Source organism: Pseudoalteromonas aliena SW19 (assembly GCF_014905615.1).
Classification (GTDB): Bacteria; Pseudomonadota; Gammaproteobacteria; order Enterobacterales; family Alteromonadaceae; genus Pseudoalteromonas; species Pseudoalteromonas aliena.
This window is the reverse complement of record NZ_AQGU01000025.1, coordinates 182,763-201,621: the sequence shown is the minus strand read 5'-3', so window position 1 is coordinate 201,621 and position 18,859 is coordinate 182,763. Positions and strand designations below refer to the sequence as shown.

The 18,859-nt window shown below is 38.6% G+C and carries 10 protein-coding genes; 3 read left to right on the top strand and 7 right to left on the bottom strand.

The window, feature by feature from the left end; all coding sequences use genetic code 11:
• Positions 1–91: 91 nt before the first annotated feature.
• The 3 genes from PALI_RS06445 to PALI_RS06435 form a co-directional block, all read right to left on the bottom strand.
• Complete coding sequence (locus PALI_RS06445; protein ID WP_193155306.1) at positions 92–1,936, bottom strand: glycoside hydrolase family 13 protein; 1,845 nt, start codon at positions 1,934–1,936, stop codon at positions 92–94.
• Complete coding sequence (locus PALI_RS06440; RefSeq protein WP_193155305.1) at positions 1,936–3,432, bottom strand: tryptophan halogenase family protein; 1,497 nt, start codon at positions 3,430–3,432, stop codon at positions 1,936–1,938. Before PALI_RS06440 ends, PALI_RS06445 begins: the two co-directional genes overlap by 1 nt.
• A 109-nt stretch (positions 3,433–3,541) precedes the next feature.
• Complete coding sequence (locus PALI_RS06435) at positions 3,542–6,325, bottom strand: TonB-dependent receptor (RefSeq protein WP_193155304.1); 2,784 nt, start codon at positions 6,323–6,325, stop codon at positions 3,542–3,544.
• 664 nt (positions 6,326–6,989) lie between these two features.
• Between PALI_RS06435 and PALI_RS06430 the strand changes: the two genes are divergently transcribed.
• Positions 6,990–8,612: an alpha-glucosidase family protein gene (locus PALI_RS06430; protein WP_193155303.1), complete on the top strand. Its 1,623-nt coding sequence runs from the start codon at positions 6,990–6,992 to the stop codon at positions 8,610–8,612.
• A gap of 54 nt (positions 8,613–8,666) precedes the next feature.
• Here PALI_RS06430 and PALI_RS06425 read toward each other — a convergent pair whose 3' ends face one another.
• Entirely contained in the window at positions 8,667–9,212 is a 546-nt protein-coding gene (locus PALI_RS06425) for a TIGR00645 family protein (protein WP_182702788.1), read from the bottom strand.
• A gap of 442 nt (positions 9,213–9,654) precedes the next feature.
• On the opposite strand from PALI_RS06425, the gene PALI_RS06420 reads away from it, so the two are divergent.
• Positions 9,655–9,897 (top strand): hypothetical protein, encoded by a 243-nt coding sequence (locus tag PALI_RS06420; RefSeq protein WP_182703326.1) that lies wholly within the window; start codon positions 9,655–9,657, stop codon positions 9,895–9,897.
• Positions 9,898–10,202: 305 nt separating this feature from the next.
• On the opposite strand, the gene topA is transcribed toward PALI_RS06420, so the two are convergent.
• Both topA and PALI_RS06410 read right to left on the bottom strand, forming a co-directional pair.
• Positions 10,203–12,905: a type I DNA topoisomerase gene (topA, locus tag PALI_RS06415; protein ID WP_193155302.1), complete on the bottom strand. Its 2,703-nt coding sequence runs from the start codon at positions 12,903–12,905 to the stop codon at positions 10,203–10,205.
• A gap of 259 nt (positions 12,906–13,164) precedes the next feature.
• Positions 13,165–16,161 (bottom strand): Ig-like domain-containing protein, encoded by a 2,997-nt coding sequence (locus PALI_RS06410; protein ID WP_193155301.1) that lies wholly within the window; start codon positions 16,159–16,161, stop codon positions 13,165–13,167.
• Positions 16,162–16,353: 192 nt separating this feature from the next.
• On the opposite strand from PALI_RS06410, the gene PALI_RS06405 reads away from it, so the two are divergent.
• Entirely contained in the window at positions 16,354–17,688 is a 1,335-nt protein-coding gene (locus tag PALI_RS06405; RefSeq protein WP_193155300.1) for a dicarboxylate/amino acid:cation symporter, read from the top strand.
• A 98-nt stretch (positions 17,689–17,786) separates the two neighbouring features.
• Here the strand turns inward: PALI_RS06405 and sohB are convergent, their stop codons facing one another.
• On the bottom strand, positions 17,787–18,803 hold the full coding sequence (sohB, locus tag PALI_RS06400; RefSeq protein ID WP_193155299.1) for a protease SohB: 1,017 nt from the start codon (positions 18,801–18,803) through the stop codon (positions 17,787–17,789).
• Between the last annotated feature and the right edge of the window lie 56 nt (positions 18,804–18,859).

Sequence of the window (18,859 nt, the reverse complement as noted above, 5' to 3'; positions counted from 1 at the left end):
TGTGTGTCATTTCTATGTCAGTGATAGCTTTATACTAAAGATAACAACAGCCGCCATACAGTAGCTGCATACGTATTCAGGAGCTAATTCATTATTTGTTAATGACTAATACGGTTGCGCTCATGGGTTTTAGTGTGAGTTTACTTTTAAGCATATGCGTTTCATTACTTAGTATGTCTTTAGCTTTTGTATTATGTGGTAAAACTTCTTTCATATAATCAAGTTCTTGGTTAATGGTTTGAGCATTTTTATTTAAAAACACTAAAACTGTTTGCTCATCGCTAAGTCGTGCATAACTATACACGCCATTTTTTGGGCTAAAGTGAGTTAATTTACCGTTAGTGAGCGCTGGGCTGGTTTTTCTAAAATGAAGTAAAGCAGACATCATTGTGTGCATGCTGTGTTGATCAGCTGTTAAGTCCTCACCTGTAAATGCATTTGCCTGTTGGTGTTCAAATCCACCGGGGAAATCAATGCGTATATCTCCGTGATCTTTACTTGGGGTGTTATCGAGTAGTACTTCAGTACCGTAGTAGATTTGTGGGATACCCCGTGTCGTCAATAACATGGTCATTGCCATTTTTGTTTTGGCTAAATCTTGTTTAAGTTCAGTGTAAACACGGCTCATATCATGGTTATCAGCAAATACCATAATGTTATCTGTATCAGGGTATAGAAAGTCATTGGCCAACGATTGGTATACTTTAACCCAGCCTGTACTCCAGCTTTCTTCTTCATTTAGCGCCTGAATTAACGCCTCTTGTAATGAAAAATCCATAATGCTCGGTAAGCTTGACGTATAGCCGTCTTGATTCACCTTTTTGCGCTGCCAATATGACGCGATAGCGGGGTTTGAGGTCCATTCTTCACCAACAATATTAAAGTGTGGGTATTCATCCATAATGGCCTTTGTCCACGCTGTTAAAAATGCTTTATCTGAATAAGAATAAGTGTCTACACGAATCCCGCTTAAATCAGCATATTCGATCCACCACAGCGCATTTTGAATTAAATACTCGCTCAAAAGTGGCTGACGCTGATTTAAATCTGGCATGCTGGCTACAAACCAGCCATCGTTAAATTGACGTTTATCGTACTCGCTTGCGTGTGGATCTTGAATTGTTTGGCGGGCATGACTTGTCGCATTTTTACCATTTTTAAATTCACCATTAAAATTGATCCAATCTTTGCTCGGTTTATCCTTCATCCATTTATGCTCAGCACCAAAGTGATTAAGCACCATATCCATAACAAGACCAATCCCCTGGTCTTTGGCCTTTATTGAAAGCGATTTATAAAGTGAGTTAGAACCCATGCGTGGGTCTACGTTATAAAAATCGGTAATAGCATAACCGTGATAAGAGTAATCAGGCATGTTATTTTCAAGCACCGGCGTTAACCACAACTGTGTAATACCTAAATCTTTTAAATAAGGCAATGCATTAATAACACCTTGAATGTCACCGCCATGACGCCCTCCTTTAAATGTTGGATTTACTTTCTCCAACATACCGCTCACGGTGTCATTTTGTTTATCGCCATTTACAAAACGGTCAGGGTTAATTAAGTACACTGTATCTTTGCTGCTAAAACCTTCTCGCTCAGCACTATTTTTTGTTCTCTCAAGTAAAGAAAAACTAAAATTATTATTATCACTGCTATTAAATTTTAATGTTCCAGCTTGGGCTGTATCGCTAATGGTTACATGTAAAAATACGTAATTAGGGTTTTCGGTGCGCGTCGCATTGGTTAGCTCAACCCCTTGATAAGGTAAAAGCTTAAACTGGGTGTTTGCAATGTTTTGTTCATGCAACATCAGCGTAATTGTGTTTTTTTTCATGCCCACCCACCAGTTAGCAGGCTCAACGCTCAGTGCATATGACATGCTTGTTATAGTACATAAACAGAGTAAGAGTACTTGCTGTATAAATCGCATTACGACGCCCTTTTAATACTGGCTAAAAATTCTTTATGAGTAGGCAGTTTTTCAACTGTCGAATTTATTAATGTTTTTAAACTAATAAACAAATCACTTAACTGCTCATTCGTTAACGAGTCAACAATTGTGCTGTAATCATCAGGCATCAAACCTTGCCCAATCATCACTTGTTGCCATGCTATTTCGGCAAATAGCTCATCGTCTTCGCGCATAACCTTGCCTGTTTGCTTAAATAAATTAAGTTTATGATTCAGTGAATCCGGTATGTCCATTTGCATGCATTGACGCCAAAACGCGGAGTCTTCTCGCTCAGTAAGTTTGTAATGCAAAATAATAAAATCACGAATATGCTCTATTTCAATCACGCTTTGTTTATTAAACTCGCTTGCTAACGCATCGCTAATGCCGTGGTGCGGAAATAATTTAATCAGCCGCGTAACTGCGCTTTGAATTAAATGAATGCTTGTCGATTCCAATGGCTCTAAAAAGCCACTTGATAGACCAACCGCGACTACATTTTTATGCCATTGTTTTATGCGTCGCCCTGTTTTGAATTTAATGAATCGTGGCTCTGTTATTGGATCTGCGGGTAAGTTATTAAGTAACAACGTCTTTGCGTCTTCATCAGATAAATAACGACTACAATAAACCAAGCCGTTGCCTATTCGACTTTGTAGCGGAATTTGCCATTGCCAACCGGCACTGTGCGCAATTGATTGCGTATAAGGTTTTAATTCATCGTTTGATTTTGTTTGTACTGCAATGGCACTATCGCATGGTAAATAATGAGACCAATCTACAAACCCAGTATTGAGTGTTTTCTCGATAAGCAACGCACACAACCCCGTGCAATCTATAAATAAATCACCATTGATTTGCTTATTATCATCGAGTATGAGTGTTTCTACATTACCCGTTGTTAAGCATTGCGTTACTTCACTAATTTTGGCATCAATGTGTTTTACACCGCGCGATATTGCCAGCTTTTTTAAATATTCAGCGTAAAGTGTGGCGTCAAAATGATACGCATAACTTAGCCCTGGTAGTTGGGTATTAGGAATTGTATTTAAAGGCGCAAATTTATGTTGTTTAGCAGCTTGGTAATTAAGTGAAAAATCCCATAACTCGTCTTCACAACCTGTAATGTGCCCTTTCAACCAAAAATTATAAAAGTCACAGAACGGGAAGTCTTTTCCAATCGAGCCAAACGCATGCATATATCTGTGCGTTGGTGCTTTCCAGTTTTCGAATTCAATACCGAGTTTAATTGTTGCGTTAGTTTCGTTTATGAACTCTTGTTCGTTAATGCCTAATGCATTATTAAGCTGGATAATAGGCGGTATGGTTGCTTCGCCCACTCCCACTGTACCAATAGATGATGACTCTATTAATGTGATATTAATTACTTTACCTAACACTTTATTTAGCAGTGCTGCAGTGATCCAACCTGCGGTGCCACCGCCTGCAATCACGACGTGTTTTATTGGTTTCATCTTATTATCCACGTTTTATTAAATCAAAGTATGATTAAAAAGTTAGGTAAACTAGCTATAAAAAAGCCCTTGTAAAACAAATTACAAGGGCTTCTACACACAATTTTTATTATAGCTTGTAGCTAAAACCTAACAAGTAAGTGCGACCGTAATCTTGGTAATCACGTACTTGTAAATTGTTATCTCCCGAAAGAGAAGTAAATGGTTCTTCCGTTAAGTTTTGAATTTGGAATGTAACAGATAACCCTTCAAGGCCCTGTATACCAGACTCTGCGAAATCATATCCGGTTTGAATATCCCAAATTGTTTCGCCTTTAATATCAACTTGCGTAGCCGCAAGCCCTAAGCCGTTAACATTACCTTTAAAGTCAGAGCGTTTACGCATACTTGTACGCGCTTGGAAGCCATTTCTTTCGTAATAAAAAGTTAAGCTATCGATCTTCTCTGATAAACCAGGCAGTTTATATTCAGTCCCATTTTGATCTTCAATATCTTGCTCTACACCAGTATGGCTAGCAATTAAACCAAAGCCTTCAAGTGATGAACTAAATATGCTCAATGGTAAAGAAAGAGATAGCTCGTAACCCCAAAGATTACCGCCACCACCATTGACTTTACCTGAACCCGAACCTTGACTATTTGCTGGTATTTCACCTGTTGATGGATTAGCGACACCGGTCATATCTATTGCGTAGTTACCGTCAAAAATCCAAGTAGAAATATCTTTATAGAAATACGCTGCAGCAAAGTAACCTTCCTCATGGAAGTAGTTTTCATAGCTTAAATCAAAACCAGTGGCTTCTTTAGGTTCAAGCTGCGGATTACCACCAGAGACACTCCAGTTATTACCATTAGAATCTTGAGTTGGGCTATATGTTGCATTAACAGAGGCATTCATTTCATCTAAACGAGCACGAGAAATAGTTTTAGCAGCACCAAAACGAATGGTTTGTTCTTCATCTACCGCAAATGATAAGTTTAAGCTTGGTAAAACATGCGAGTAATCATGACTAATGTCTGTTGGAGATACCACAACTAAACCGTTTTCGGTCGTCGCAGCAAAGCCTTGTGATGATTGCTCAGTTTTCACATAACGCACACCAATGTTACCCGAAACTGGGACCGACCCTAGTTCAGTATTAATATCCGCTTGCAAAAATAAAGCCGTTACTTGTTCTTGTACTGTCCAAGACTGCGTTTTATGTTTTTGATCTGTTAAGCTTTCTTGTAGTAGGTTGTAGTAACCGTCTTTAACCAGACCATTAGTATCATAAGCAATCATATTACCCATACCAATGAAGTCTAAACTTGCAGTGCCCAAACGGTATTTTTCAGGTACTGAGACCATACCTGGGTTATCAAGTGAAAAATCTTTCAAAGTCATAAAATAACCTTCTGACTTTTTAGTTTTTTCACGGTCACGGTACGAAAGACCAAATTTAATAGCACTTATATAATCGTTTTCAAGCACTTTGCTGGCAGCTAACTTTAATGTTTGAAGCTCATCATTAATTTCTGGTGCGTTGATGAAGCCATCTTGTGCTGTATTTTGGTAAGGCGTATCATTTAGACCGTATCTATCATTTAACGCAGAGCTTGCGCCCCAAGATAACGGCCCACCTAATTGAATTAAGTTATAGTCACTGTAATCAAGTTCATGGGTAAATTGCGCACCAGTATTACCACCATTAAAGGTATAACCTAAGTTATCAGCAACACCATTACTGTCTCCGCGACCAGTTCCTGAGTAGCTCTCTATACTCCAAAGCTGACGTTCTACTTCAGATACACTTGCATCAAACTCTACAGACCATGCATCATTAATATCGTATTTTGTATTAAAACCGAATTGCTTTAGTTCAGCATTTCGTTCTTCATAATCATTTCTAACAACAACACGTTGCCCTTGCGTCTTAGCACTCGTAATAAAACCGGACTCTTCGTCTACAGTAACACTGTTTGGATCTATACTGCCTTGACCCCATGCGAATGGAATTTCAATACCGCGTAAAATTCTTTCATCAGAAAAATCAACATATAATGCATCAAATGTCATATTCAAACGATCATTCGGAGATGCTTCTATAACAAGCATTGCTGAGTCACGATCTAATGTAGATGAACGCACATAAGGTTTAGCCCCACCTAAAATTGAATAATCTTTACCATTACTTGTAAATTCTGGGTAACCCCACGAGTTCCAACGCTTTTCTTGGTTTGGTGAACTCATTTTGTTATACGCGAATGCCACACCGATCGTGTCGTCTGCAAATTGGTCAATATACGAAAAAGTGCCACGGAAACCTTGGTTATCGCCATCTGGGTTTAACTTATCAAAGCTTGTTTTTTCAAGCTGACCATTAAACATAACAACACGTTCGCCTTTGCTTAAAGGCTTAACCGTTTGCATATCGATAACACCAGCGATGCCTTCGGCTTCAATACTGGCATTAGGTGTTTTATAAACAGTGACACCGCTCATAATTTCAGATGGGTAAAGGTCAAACTCTACGCCTCGATTGTCACCAATAGACACTTGCTCACGGCCATTAAAAGTGGTCGCACTTTCATCTTCACTGAAACCACGAACACTCACACGACTCGCTCGGCCATCTAAACGTTGGGCTGTTAAACCAGGTAAACGCGCAATAGACTCAGCAATAGATGAATCTGGTAATTTACCAATATCTTCTGCCGAAATAGACTCTACAACCTGTGTTGAAAAGCGCTTTGTGTTTATAGATTCAATTAAGCTGCCACGAAAGCCTTTAACTTCGATAACCTCTACGTCATCTTTTTTTATTGTATTTTCTTGCGCCGCTACGGTTGCAAAGCTAGATATGCCTGCCGCTGTTAACGCTAAAGTTAATATACTTGGTTTGAACATAGACATGATGTTTTCCCGTTACCCATAGTGTGATACCCGCATATAGTGCTTGAGTGATAGTCAAACAAGGCGAGCTAATTTTGTTGTCAGGACGGATATTAACGCTTGGTTTATTTTATTAACAACTTTATGCATACGTATTCAGCATTGGCGCCCGCTTGTATATTAACATAAAATTCACAATGAAAAGTCATAACAAACTGTTTTTAATATAATAAATCTATTTAGGCCTGTTCTTTAAGCAACGCTAGCCTGCCCAACTTATTTGTATCAAAATGATTAATTTAATGGCATGTAAATAGTTTGAAATAAAGCCGATTTATTTTTTATTCATTAAAATATCGTACCATCATCAAAAGATAAATTGGTAAGACCATTAATGATAAAGCATTAAATTACAATAACTTCTTATATTTCTTTAACTTAAAGCATCTAAAACCACATAAATATAAGCTAATCCATAATTGGTAAGTAATATTACCGCTAATTAAGGTAATTCCATATGCTGTTTAGCACTTAAATAAGGTGCTTTAGAGCCGCTTATTTATGTGCATACGTATGCAAGCTTTTTACAGGGTCACAGGCTTCACGTATGCTTTTTGCAAATAACGTGATTAAGCCTAATCACAGAAGAATAGTTTAAATACTGTATAGAATAACGGAGTAAAGCATGACCCAAAAGCAGTGGTATAAAGGTGCGGTTATTTACCAGGTTTATCCGCGTAGCTTCCAAGATAGCAACAACGATGGTATTGGTGATTTAAAAGGAATAATTAATCGTATTGATTATATTAAAAGCCTTGGTGTTGATGCTATTTGGATTTCACCATTTTTTAAGTCGCCAATGAAAGACTTTGGCTACGATATTAGTGATTATCGCGACATTGACCCGCTTTTTGGTGATTTAAACGATTTTGATCAACTAATAAGCCAAGCTCATGAGCGTGATATTAAAATAATTATAGATCAGGTATTAAGCCACACGTCGGATCAACACCAATGGTTTTTAGACAGCCGCGATAATTTAACCAATGACAAAGCCAATTGGTATGTATGGGCAGATGCCAAAGAAGATGGAACAGCACCTAATAACTGGCTTTCTATTTTTGGTGGGGGGGCTTGGCAGTGGGAGCCTCGTCGTGGGCAATACTATTTGCATAACTTTTTAACTGAACAACCCGATCTAAACTTTCACAACCCTGATGTAAGGCAAGCTGTACTAGATAACGTGGAGTTTTGGCTTAAAAAAGGCGTTGATGGATTTAGACTCGATGCCATTAATTTTTGCTACCACGACGCATTACTTCGCGATAATCCAGCAAAACCAAAAGAAAAACGCCAAGGCCGTGGTTTTAGTGAAGATAACCCGTATGCGTTTCAGTACCATTACTATAATAATACGCAGCCAGAAAACATTGCGTTTATGCAAGATATTCGTGCATTACTTAATAAATACCCAGGTACTGTATCGCTTGGGGAAATATCGTCAGAAGATTCATTAGCAACGATGGCAGAATATACCCAAGGCGGCGACAAGCTGCACATGGGTTATAGCTTTGAGCTCTTAACAAACGATTATTCAAGTGAATATATTAGAACTACGGTTCAAACACTTGAACAGCGTATGCTTGAGGGGTGGCCATGCTGGGCATTTAGTAATCATGACGTAGAGCGCGTAGCAAGCCGCTGGAGTGAAAATGGCGAAATTAACCCTCAGCAATGTAAAATGTTAACAGCCCTACTTGCTTCTCTTCGCGGAAGTGTCTGTATGTACCAAGGGGAAGAATTAGGGTTAGGTGAAGCAAGTGTTGCCTTTGAAGACTTACAAGACCCTTACGGCATAACGTTTTGGCCTAACTTTAAGGGGCGCGACGGATGCAGAACGCCAATGCCTTGGGAACACACTGGATCGCACCACGCTGGTTTTAGTGAGGCAAAGCCTTGGCTTCCGGTCGATGATGCACATAAGCAACAGTCAGTCGCAATACAAATAAATGACAGTAACTCAATTTTAAATGCATATCGTGAGTTTATGACTTGGCGCAAAAGCCAAGCCGTTTTACTTGAAGGTGATATTGAGTTTATTGAAACACCTGAGCCTGCACTTGCCTTTTATAGAACACTGGGCTCACAAAAAATGTTGTGTGTATTTAACTTAAGTTCGCAGCAAGCAAGCATCAATATGCCTGTATCAGTTGTTACACAATACACAGAGCTTAGCCACCATAATGCTAAGCTTAGCAATAATCTACTAACTCTTGAGCCTTACGCTTGTTATTACGCTAAGTGCTAATTAGTTAGCCGCAAAAAAGCCCAAAGCATAAACTTGGGCTTTTTTGTATTAGTACTAATGGCTTTGCGTTTTACTGTTCAGGTAATCTGTTAATGCAAATAAAACACCCGACATCACAAACGTTACATGAATAATCACCTTCCATAGTAATTCATCGTTTGGATGCGCGCCTGAGTTAATAAATACTTTTAGCAGTTCAACAGCTGAAATAGCAACAATGGCACTGATCAATTTCATTTTTAAACCTGAAAAGCCCACCTTTCCCATCCACGAAGGTCTGTCTTCATGATTGTCTATATTGAGCTTAGAGACAAAGTTTTCGTAACCACTAAAAATAATGATTAAAAGTAACCCAGCTAATAACGCGGTATCCACTAGCGTTAAAATACCAACGAGAAGCTCTTGGTTAGTAGATGTAAACGTTGCTAGACCCATTAGATAAAGCTGTTTAAAAAACTTTATCAAAAGTAGTACAACAGCAAATAATAAACCGACAAAAAACGGCGCGAGTAACCAACGCCCTTTAAAAATAAAGGATTCTAATGCGTGCTCTACTTTATTTGTATGACGCGGCTTTGTATCTGGTGTGTGTAGTGACATTGGTTCATCTTTTTATAAAAAAAAGCGACCTTAGCCTATATAGCAATTCAACACAAATAGATGTACATATAGCTATGTAACCTGAACTCTGGATAATAAATCTATCTCGAGCAGCTATTTTCAGCGCTAACTACGTTGAATTTACTTGCAATAGGCCAGCTAATGACGCGTAAGTTCGCCTTGTTTTCACTGAAAATCTCTGGCTAGAGAAAAATAAATTTAAATATTATTATGATTCAATATATTAGTAAATATCTTAACCAGAGTTCAGGTTATGTATAAATCACTCATCCTCACGATAAAAATATTTCGTTTTCTTTTATTTCAAATTCGATTAAAAATCAACTTACCAACAGAACTGTTCTGGATTGGGCACTATTGTCTTACGCTTAACGAGAGAAAGCGTATTGCGATCGTCATACCATTTTTTAGGAATAAACGAATGAACAAAGCATTACTAGCATTAATCGTAGCGCCTTTATTTGCAGTATCTGCAACTTACGCAGTGGCAGACGACACCCCAACAGCTTCAGCCGAAATGATAAAAGAATACACAGAAATGTGCGTTAACTGGGCTAAAGATGACGACGTAAGCAATACAGAACTTAACGCCTACGTATTAAAATGTGTAAATGATGAACTTGAATCTGAAGGCTACAAAAAAGTATCGTCTGTAAAAATTTAATAATATTCATACCAATCTGCTTATATACGTGGTCTATCTAACGATAAGAAAATCGCGCTAGAACTAGGCAAAAATTTTTGTATCTAGTTGTTCTAAATAAAAAATTTTTAACAACGTTATAGAGTGATTTAATTCGATAAATTGTTCAAATATTTATGCAGGTTGGTATTATATGTACGGCTAACAAAGCCATTGCGAAGTACATATAAATAGATAAAAAAACCGGAATCGACACAAGCTGTGCGTTCCGGTTTTTTTATAGCCTTTTAAAACCTATAAAAAGTTATGAATAAGCGATAACGTGCTTATTCATCTTCTTTTTTAGCTTTAGCCTTTGCTTTAGCAGGGGCTTTTTTAGCAGCCGGCTTCTTTTTTGGTGCTGCTTTTTTCTTTGCTTCTTCTACCCATTTACCCGCTTCATAATGTGCAGTCCAGCCAGTTGCTTTACCGTCAACTTCAGTCATTACGTATTGAGACTTATTTTTACGGCTATAACGAACAACCGCTAAGTTGCCATCAGGATCCTGTGCTGGTGCATCAGCTAAGTAATAAAACTTAGGTGAAATACGGTCTCTAAAGCGCTTTAATTCCTCAACCTTTGGTGCACGCGTTTCACGTGACTTAGGAAAAGTGTTGGCCGCTAAAAATATACCTGCTGCGCCATCACGTAATACAAAATACGCTTCAGACTTTTCACACTCAAGCTCTTTTATATGTACAGGGTCTTCTTTTGGCGGCGCTGCTTCACCACTTTTCAGTAGTTTACGCGTATTTTTACACTCTTCATTATTACAACCAAAGTACTTACCAAAACGACCAGATTTTAGCTCCATGTCAGCACCACATTTATCGCATTCGATAATTGGACCGTCATAGCCTTTAATTTTAAAGGTGCCTTCTTCAACAACGTGACCTTTACAAGCTGGGTTATTACCACAAACATGTAATTTACGTGTTTCATCGATTAAGTACGAGTCCATTGCTGTCTCGCAAATTGGACAACGCTTCATCTGCATTAATGTTTCGGTTTCAACATCTTCAACATCAGCTGCTACGGCTTCATCACCTGACACTAAGTTCATTGTTGTAGTACAACGCTCTTTAGGCGGTAGACTATAACCCGTACAACCTAAAAATACGCCTGTTGATGCCGTACGTATACCCATTTTGCGGCTACATGTTGGGCATTCAATATCCGTTTCAACCATTTCATTGAGGCGCATACCGCCTTGCTCTGGTTCATCTTTTGCGACTGTTAATTGCGTTGAGAAATCAGCATAAAATTTATCAAGTACTTCGGTCCAAACGCGCTCGCCTTCTGCGATATCATCTAGTCGACCTTCCATTTTAGCGGTAAAGTCAAAATTCATTAAATCTGTGAAGTTTTCAACTAGACGATCGGTAACAATTTCACCCATTTTCTCAGCGAAGAAACGACGATTTTCGACGCGCACATAACCACGGTCTTGAATCGTTGAAATAATAGATGCATACGTAGAAGGACGACCAATACCACGTTTTTCAAGCTCTTTTACTAAACTCGCTTCACTAAAACGCGCAGGTGGTTTTGTAAAATGCTGTTTAGGATCAAGTTCAACAAGGGTCAGGGTTTCGCCTAATGTAACGGGTGGTAATGACTGATCTTCTTCGTTCTTTTTACGAATTGCAGGTTGAACTTTAGTCCAACCATCAAAGCGTAATACACGACCCTTTGCTTTAAGCTGAAAATCGTTTGCTGCAACGGTCAAAGTAGTTAAATCGTACTCTGCTGGTACCATTTGACATGCAACAAATTGACGCCAAATAAGCTCATAAAGCTTTTTAGCATCGGCATCTACGCCTTCAATATGGCCAGAAAGTACGGCTACACTCGATGGGCGAATAGCTTCATGCGCCTCTTGTGCGTTGCCTTTTGAGCTGTAATTAATTGGATCTTTTGGTAAGTATTTTTCACCAAATTGTTCTGTTACATATTCACGGCACATTGCAACTGCATCTTTTGATAGATTAGTTGAATCGGTACGCATATACGTAATATAACCGCCTTCGTACAAGCGCTGTGCTAGCATCATGGTTTTCTTAACACCATAACCTAAGCGTGTGCTCGCCGCTTGTTGCATTGTTGAAGTGATCAGAGGCGCACTTGGGCGGCTCTTACTTGGTTTTTCTTCAATATTAACAACTTTATATTCGGCATTCTCAAGGCTTTTAACCGCTGCGCTAGCCTGAGCTTCATTTACTGGCTTAAATGGCTTGTCAGCTTGTTTGGTTACTTCTAAACGTAACTCCGACTCACTATTTTTAACATCAGCATGAATATCCCAAAATTCTTCTGGGATAAACGCTTTAATTTCACGTTCGCGCTCAACCAATAAACGCACTGCAACTGATTGAACTCGACCTGCTGAAAGTCCACGAGCAACCTTTGCCCACAGTAACGGTGACACCATAAAGCCAACCACACGATCTAAAAAACGGCGCGTTTGTTGCGCATAGACCATATCGGTATTTAGCTCGCCAGGTGTTTCAAATGCTTGTTGAATCGCATTTTTTGTAATTTCGTTAAAAACTACACGCTTATACTTTGCAGGCTCTCCGCCAATGATTTCTTGAAGGTGCCAAGCAATTGCTTCCCCTTCTCTATCCAAATCCGTTGCGAGGTATATTTGGTCTGCATTTTCTGCCAGCTTTTGTAATTCTTGAACAACTTTTTCTTTACCAGGCAGTATTTCGTAATGCGGCTCCCAGCCTTGATCAGGGTCAATCCCCATTCTCGCGACTAAATTAGTATAATCTCGTTGCTTTTTATACGCTGCTTTTTCTTCTGGTTCCATTTTACGAACTTCTGCAGGCGTTTTAGTTGCCGGCACTTTATTTTTGCTCGAACCTGAAGTAGGTAAATCTCGTACGTGTCCAATACTAGACTTTACGATGAAATCGTTACCTAAATATTTATTAATTGTTTTAGCCTTAGCAGGTGACTCTACAATTACTAGCGATTTGCCCATAGTTGCCTATTTCTAACCAAATATTAAAAATGTGTTTACCGCTATAAGCGGCGCGAATATTTATAGGTATATCTACAAACACTAGTTGTTACAAGCTTTTAATACAAACTTTTCAGTATTTACTGAATAAACAAACAATTTCTGTTGTTAATTTAAACAAACAGGTGTTTTTATGATAATTGCTGTGGAATATATAGAACACAAACAAAAATGCCAACCTTTCGGTTGGCATTTTTACAAATAAAGCAATTATAAACCTTTAACCATCGTCTCTAATAGTCAGTGTCGATGATGTTTGCACCCCTTTAGGCGTTTCAAATGAAACTGTAAATAAGCCCGTAGTTGCATCATTTGGATCTGTTTCTCGACTAATAGTAAGCGGCTCTGAGTGTGCTTTAGTCCAACCGCTTTCAAGCATCGTGAAACTGCCACGACCATCGTATTTACCATTTTTTGTCGATATTGATACCGTAGTTCCTGAGGGAATAGGATTATTGTATCTATCAGAGTAGTAAATTCTGAACGTAAGGCTATCAAACGTGTCAGGTGCAATATTTGGGCTTAAATCAATCAAATCTACGTCACAATGAGTACTTAAATCTGAAGGTTCTAATCTCAAAATATCGACACTATTACCATTTCTATCCCCTGTGATGTTGCTACAGCTTGCTATGTTTGCTGATTCAAGTGGAAATTTTTTGGTAAGCTCTTCTTTAGCAACTACAAAACGACTATAAACAGTACTGCCCGATAATATAATTTGAAATGATTCACGCACATCGAGTAAATTTTTTGTACATAGGCTTGCAAAGGTTGCATTAGCAGGTGGATTAGTTGCCGCTTCTGTACATAATAGGCCATTGTACTTACCATCAGCTAAAGTATGCATACCATTTGAATCAATATCAAAGCTCTCTTCAAAATGACCGCCATTCGTCTTTTTAGGGCTACATGGATCATTTGTATCACCCTCTTTACAAAACTCGGCTGCTTTTTTTACAGTTGCTGTGACCGGGTCATAAATACCCGCTAATCCGTCGTATATCCCATTTTCATTATGATCGACAAACGCTTCAGGTAAATCGTAACCACTATAATACTCATTGGTATCGAAACGGCCATTACCATTAATATCAATAAATGATTCTTGCCCTTTCGCTGTCGCAACAACGGTTACACGCCCACCTAAAGGAACACCATTGTTAACATCGTCTGCTGCGTTAGTGATCCCATTCATACAAGGCGCAGCTGCATTGAAATACAGATCACAATTAATAGTATTTGTTTTAGGATTTATAGAACTGATTTGATTTCCCCATTTAGCCTCTGTAAATGGTTTTGGATTTTGGTTGCGCCATTGTGCCTTACATGCACCATCGACTGTATTACATTCAAGCTGTGGATTAAAAGCAGTCCCATCCAGTGTGCCAACTGCACCGCCTTCAGTGGTTAGATAAACAGTGGTACCGTCAGGCACGGGGTTGTTAAAGTGATCGGCTAGAAAAATTGAAATTTCATTAGTGTCACCGATATAATCAAGTGCTTCAATATTAATACTCGTTGCACCTGCGGTAAAACTATTCCCATCAGGAAGACCTGAACTAATTGAGACTAAATCAGAGACAGTTACAACTTGTTCATCAAGTGAAACTAAAGAAAGCTCCCCAATAGGACACGAAACACTATTATTTCTTTGTGACGCATCTTTTTTACACTCTAAGTAAACGTCTTGCCAACAAGTCACATCATTATTTTGATTTGCTGGAATTTGACTCTGAGGGATATAACAAGCCTGTACTCGCACTGCCATAGGGACAAATCCTGAGTTTACTTGCACGCGGGCCAAACCTTGTGCATCAGTAAATACACTATTATGCGATAGGCTTATACCACCATTTGTTGAACTTAAACGAAAATCCATTCTATTACTGACAACCGGTTTTCCGATTCTGTCTTTTAATTTAAACGTGATTTCAGATGTTTCAGAGCGCGATTGGCCGCCAGTGCCCTTAAGTGCAATTACATTTTGTGTTGCACTCATAAATTCAATGGACTCAACCTCAGCAATTGATACCGGAATGTTAACCGATTTAACGACGGGTGTGCCACCGGTAAGCACGGTTGCAGTCACGGTGTCGCCGAGTGAGGCGCTACAACCATTGGTACGATAAGTGGCCGTTGCAATTCCACTGATGCTTTTTGCGTTTGCATCCAAAATTGACAAACCCGCTTGGGTACAACTAGAACTAAATTGCACATCAAGTGTTGATACTACTCGCTGTCCATTGCTATCTAATATTTCAACGCTAATAACGGTTGTCGCACCAGCGGCTAATGGCTGGTATTCATTTGCTATAGGGTTACCATTGGCATCTAATTTGTTAAATAAACCATTACTAATATTAACTTGCAGCTCAGCAGTCGAAATTTCAAATGCTTTTTGACTCGATGTTGATTTTGATGTTGCTGTAATTTCACCGGCGCCACTGTTCGCACCAGGTTGTAATTTCAAAATTGCAAAGCCAAAATTGTCTGTTAGTGCTTTACCAGAGACAGGTAACAAACTTCCCAAATCAGTCGTAATATCACTGATCACACCAACAAAACCATCACCCGAGCTCGTATCGGTTACTTTAACTAACACATCAATCAGTTCATCTGACGAAAATTGATTAACCGATTTACAGCCAGAAGCAACATAGCTTTGCTCGAGCGATACTGTGTTTCTATCGCTGTCCCAACCGTCACTACATCCTTGTAATAGCTTAATATCTACTGCAACTACGGCCGCTTCACTTGACGCATCATCACCACTGGATATAAAGCCCAGCGTTTTTGTAATGGTTTGATCATCAGCTACATACGTTGCGACCACTTCGCCCGCACCTTTAAAATTACCGCTGCTTAAGCTAACAGTTGCTTGACCTTGATTATTGGTAAGCGCCGTGCCAAGTTCTGGGGTTATTTTCCCTGTGAATTTTGTGGTGAACGTAATGAGTTTGTCAGTAAGTGCTACAGCGTTATTTGTAAGTGTTGCTGTCACAACGCCTTTGTTATCTTTACTCACAGGGTTCGAATCAGAAAATGCAGCCCCTGTTTGATCTAAAATAGTCAGCTGTAAAGCAAGTGAGCTGCTCGTATCTGTGCCGTCGGTGCCACCACCAACCGTGCCACTTTTTTCAAGTGATCCGCCGCCGCCACAAGCCATAAGAAAAAAGCTAAGTAATGTAATACTGAGCAGTCGCGTTAAAGGCATTTACCTCTCCCTAGTGTAGTTAATATTTGCTAAACGTCATTTACCTAATATTAACCTATAAGTTAGTTTAAAATCTCCGTTTTTTATTACTTTTTTATATAAAATAATTTTCAATAAATACTAATTTTTTCTGTATAAATATTTATAGACTGGTAGTCTATGGCAAAATTTATTTAAAGTAGATTAGGGTATATGTCAAAAATCCGTTCAATGAGTTTAACCACCCGCATCATGATAGGCATGGGCCTCGGCGTTATAGTAGGCTTTATATTTCAGGCTATTTTAGCTGGTGAAGACGATTATCTAATCCCACTTGGATTATTCTCTTTGCCAATTAAAGCCTTTTTTGTAGATGGTATTTTTCACGTAGGTGGACAAATATTCATTGCCAGCTTAAAAATGTTGGTTGTTCCCTTGGTCTTTGTTTCACTAGTGTGTGGAACCTGTAGCCTTAGCGATCCAAAAAAGTTAGGTCGTTTAGGCGGTAAATCAATTAGCCTTTATTTATTAACCACTGCAATTGCTATAACCGTTGCTATATCACTGGCATTGTTATTTAATCCAGGTGAAGGGATCAGCCTTCCCTCTCAAGCAAGCTATGATGCAAAAGAAGCTCCTACACTTGCAAGAGTTATCATTGACATGTTCCCAACGAATCCATTTGAAGCAATGGCTAAAGGTAATATGTTACAGGTAATTGTGTTTGCTTTATTATTTGGTATTGCTATGGCGTTAAGCGGCCAAGCTGGTAAACGAGTAACGGCCGTATTTGAAGATTTAAACACTGTAATCTTAAAATTAGTCACATTATTAATGAACATTGCACCTTACGGTGTATTTTTCTTAATGGCTAAGCTTTTTACTACTATAGAATTGGATCTAATTGTAAGCTTAGCAAAATACTTTTTTGTTGTTGTTTTAGCCCTACTGTTACATGCATTTGTAAATTACACGCTTTTACTAAAACTTCTCACAGGACTAAGCCCTGCTATTTTCTTGGCAAAAATGAAACATACGTGCTTATTTGCGTTTAGTACATCAAGCTCTAGTGCAACCATGCCTATTACACTTGAAACCGCCACTAAAAAGCTAGGCGCTAGCAATTCTGTCGCCTCTTTCACTATTCCTTTAGGTGCTACCATTAACATGGACGGCACCGCTATTATGCAAGGTGTTGCAACCGTATTTATTGCTCAGGTATTTAGTGTTGATTTAACTATTTCTGATTATTTAATGGTTATTCTAACCGCTACGCTTGCTTCTGTAGGCACTGCAGGTGTGCCTGGTGTTGGTTTAATTATGCTAGCAATGGTGCTTAACCAAGTTGGTTTACCGGTTGAAGGTATCGCTATTATAATTGGTGTAGATAGATTGCTTGACATGACCCGTACTGCGGTAAATGTAACGGGCGATTGTATGGTGACTTGTGTTGTGGCTAAATCTGAAGGAGAACTTGATGAAAGCGTATTCAATGACCCTAACGCAGCTAAAGACTTAGAAGATTATCATAAATCTATTGACTCATAAGCTACATTTATACAGCTATAAAAAAACCTTGATGCAATCCATCAAGGTTTTTTTTCGAGTAAAAATAATTAGCTTGTTCTCAGGTTAAAAATTCTAATCTAAGGATTTAGGGACTTAAATTTAGAAAGTAAGTTTATCCCGACTTTATTTACGCCACTACTCAAGCCAAGCGCTAGCTTATCGCTCAGCCCTTTTTTAACTTTGTATTTAATTTTATATATTTGACGTTCATGTTGCTGATCTAATAAGGCATCGTCGCTTGTTTTTATTACGTCGACCAAGCCTTTTTCAATGGCCTGAGTTGCAAACCAATGCTCACCAGTGGCGACTAAGCTCATGTCTAAGCTAGGACGTTGCGTACTCACAAATGTTTTAAATAAGTCATGTGTTTGCTCAATTTCTTCACGAAATTTTTCACGGGCTTTATCCGTATTCTCACCAAACAATGTCAATGTGCGTTTAAATTCACCTGCGGTTATTTGTTCAAATTCCACGTCATTTTTCTTTAATATTTTATTAAAGTTAGGAATTTGTGCTATAACACCGATTGAGCCAACAATGGCAAACGGAGCTGCGAGTATTTCATCTGCAACACATGCCATCATGTAACCACCACTAGCAGCCACTTTATCAATTGAAACACTCAAAGGAATGCCCGCATTCTTAATACGTTGTAATTGAGAAGCAGCAAGGCCATAGCCATGCACTACGCCACCACCACTTTCTAAACGAATAAGAACTTTGTCTTTACTAGGCTCAGCAATAGAAATAATTGCAGTTATTTCTTCTCTTAAGCTTTCCACTTCGTGAGCATCCATACTTCCTACAAAATCAATAACATATAAACGAGGTTTAGGCTCTTCTTTATCGGCTAATTTACTTTGTGATTTTAGCTGCTTGTGGTGTGCCTTAAGTTCTTTTTTACCAAGCGTATTTTGTAAAAAACTTTCTTTGAGTTCGACTAATTGCTCTGATATATCATCTATTTGTATCTCACCTTTTTTAGCTTTCGGCTTAACAGCAGCACCTACTATCAACATTAAAATAATCGCGATAGCAATAACAAAAGTAACTGTTTTAGCAAAAAACAAACCGTATTCGTATAAAAATTCCAACTGGTTTCTCCATTAATAAATTTCAGCTAATTTAGCATGCTTTAAGACAAAAAAAA

Bases quoted from the DNA above. Each gene is read 5' to 3' on its own strand.
- PALI_RS06445 (WP_193155306.1), bottom strand. From the start codon at position 1,936: ATGCGATTTATACAGCAAGTACTCTTACTCTGTTTATGTACTATAACA.
- PALI_RS06440 (WP_193155305.1), bottom strand. From the start codon at position 3,432: ATGAAACCAATAAAACACGTCGTGATTGCAGGCGGTGGCACCGCAGGT.
- PALI_RS06435 (WP_193155304.1), bottom strand. From the start codon at position 6,325: ATGTCTATGTTCAAACCAAGTATATTAACTTTAGCGTTAACAGCGGCA.
- PALI_RS06430 (WP_193155303.1), top strand. From the start codon at position 6,990: ATGACCCAAAAGCAGTGGTATAAAGGTGCGGTTATTTACCAGGTTTAT.
- PALI_RS06425 (WP_182702788.1), bottom strand. From the start codon at position 9,212: ATGTCACTACACACACCAGATACAAAGCCGCGTCATACAAATAAAGTA.
- PALI_RS06420 (WP_182703326.1), top strand. From the start codon at position 9,655: ATGAACAAAGCATTACTAGCATTAATCGTAGCGCCTTTATTTGCAGTA.
- topA (WP_193155302.1), bottom strand. From the start codon at position 12,905: ATGGGCAAATCGCTAGTAATTGTAGAGTCACCTGCTAAGGCTAAAACA.
- PALI_RS06410 (WP_193155301.1), bottom strand. From the start codon at position 16,161: ATGCCTTTAACGCGACTGCTCAGTATTACATTACTTAGCTTTTTTCTT.
- PALI_RS06405 (WP_193155300.1), top strand. From the start codon at position 16,354: ATGTCAAAAATCCGTTCAATGAGTTTAACCACCCGCATCATGATAGGC.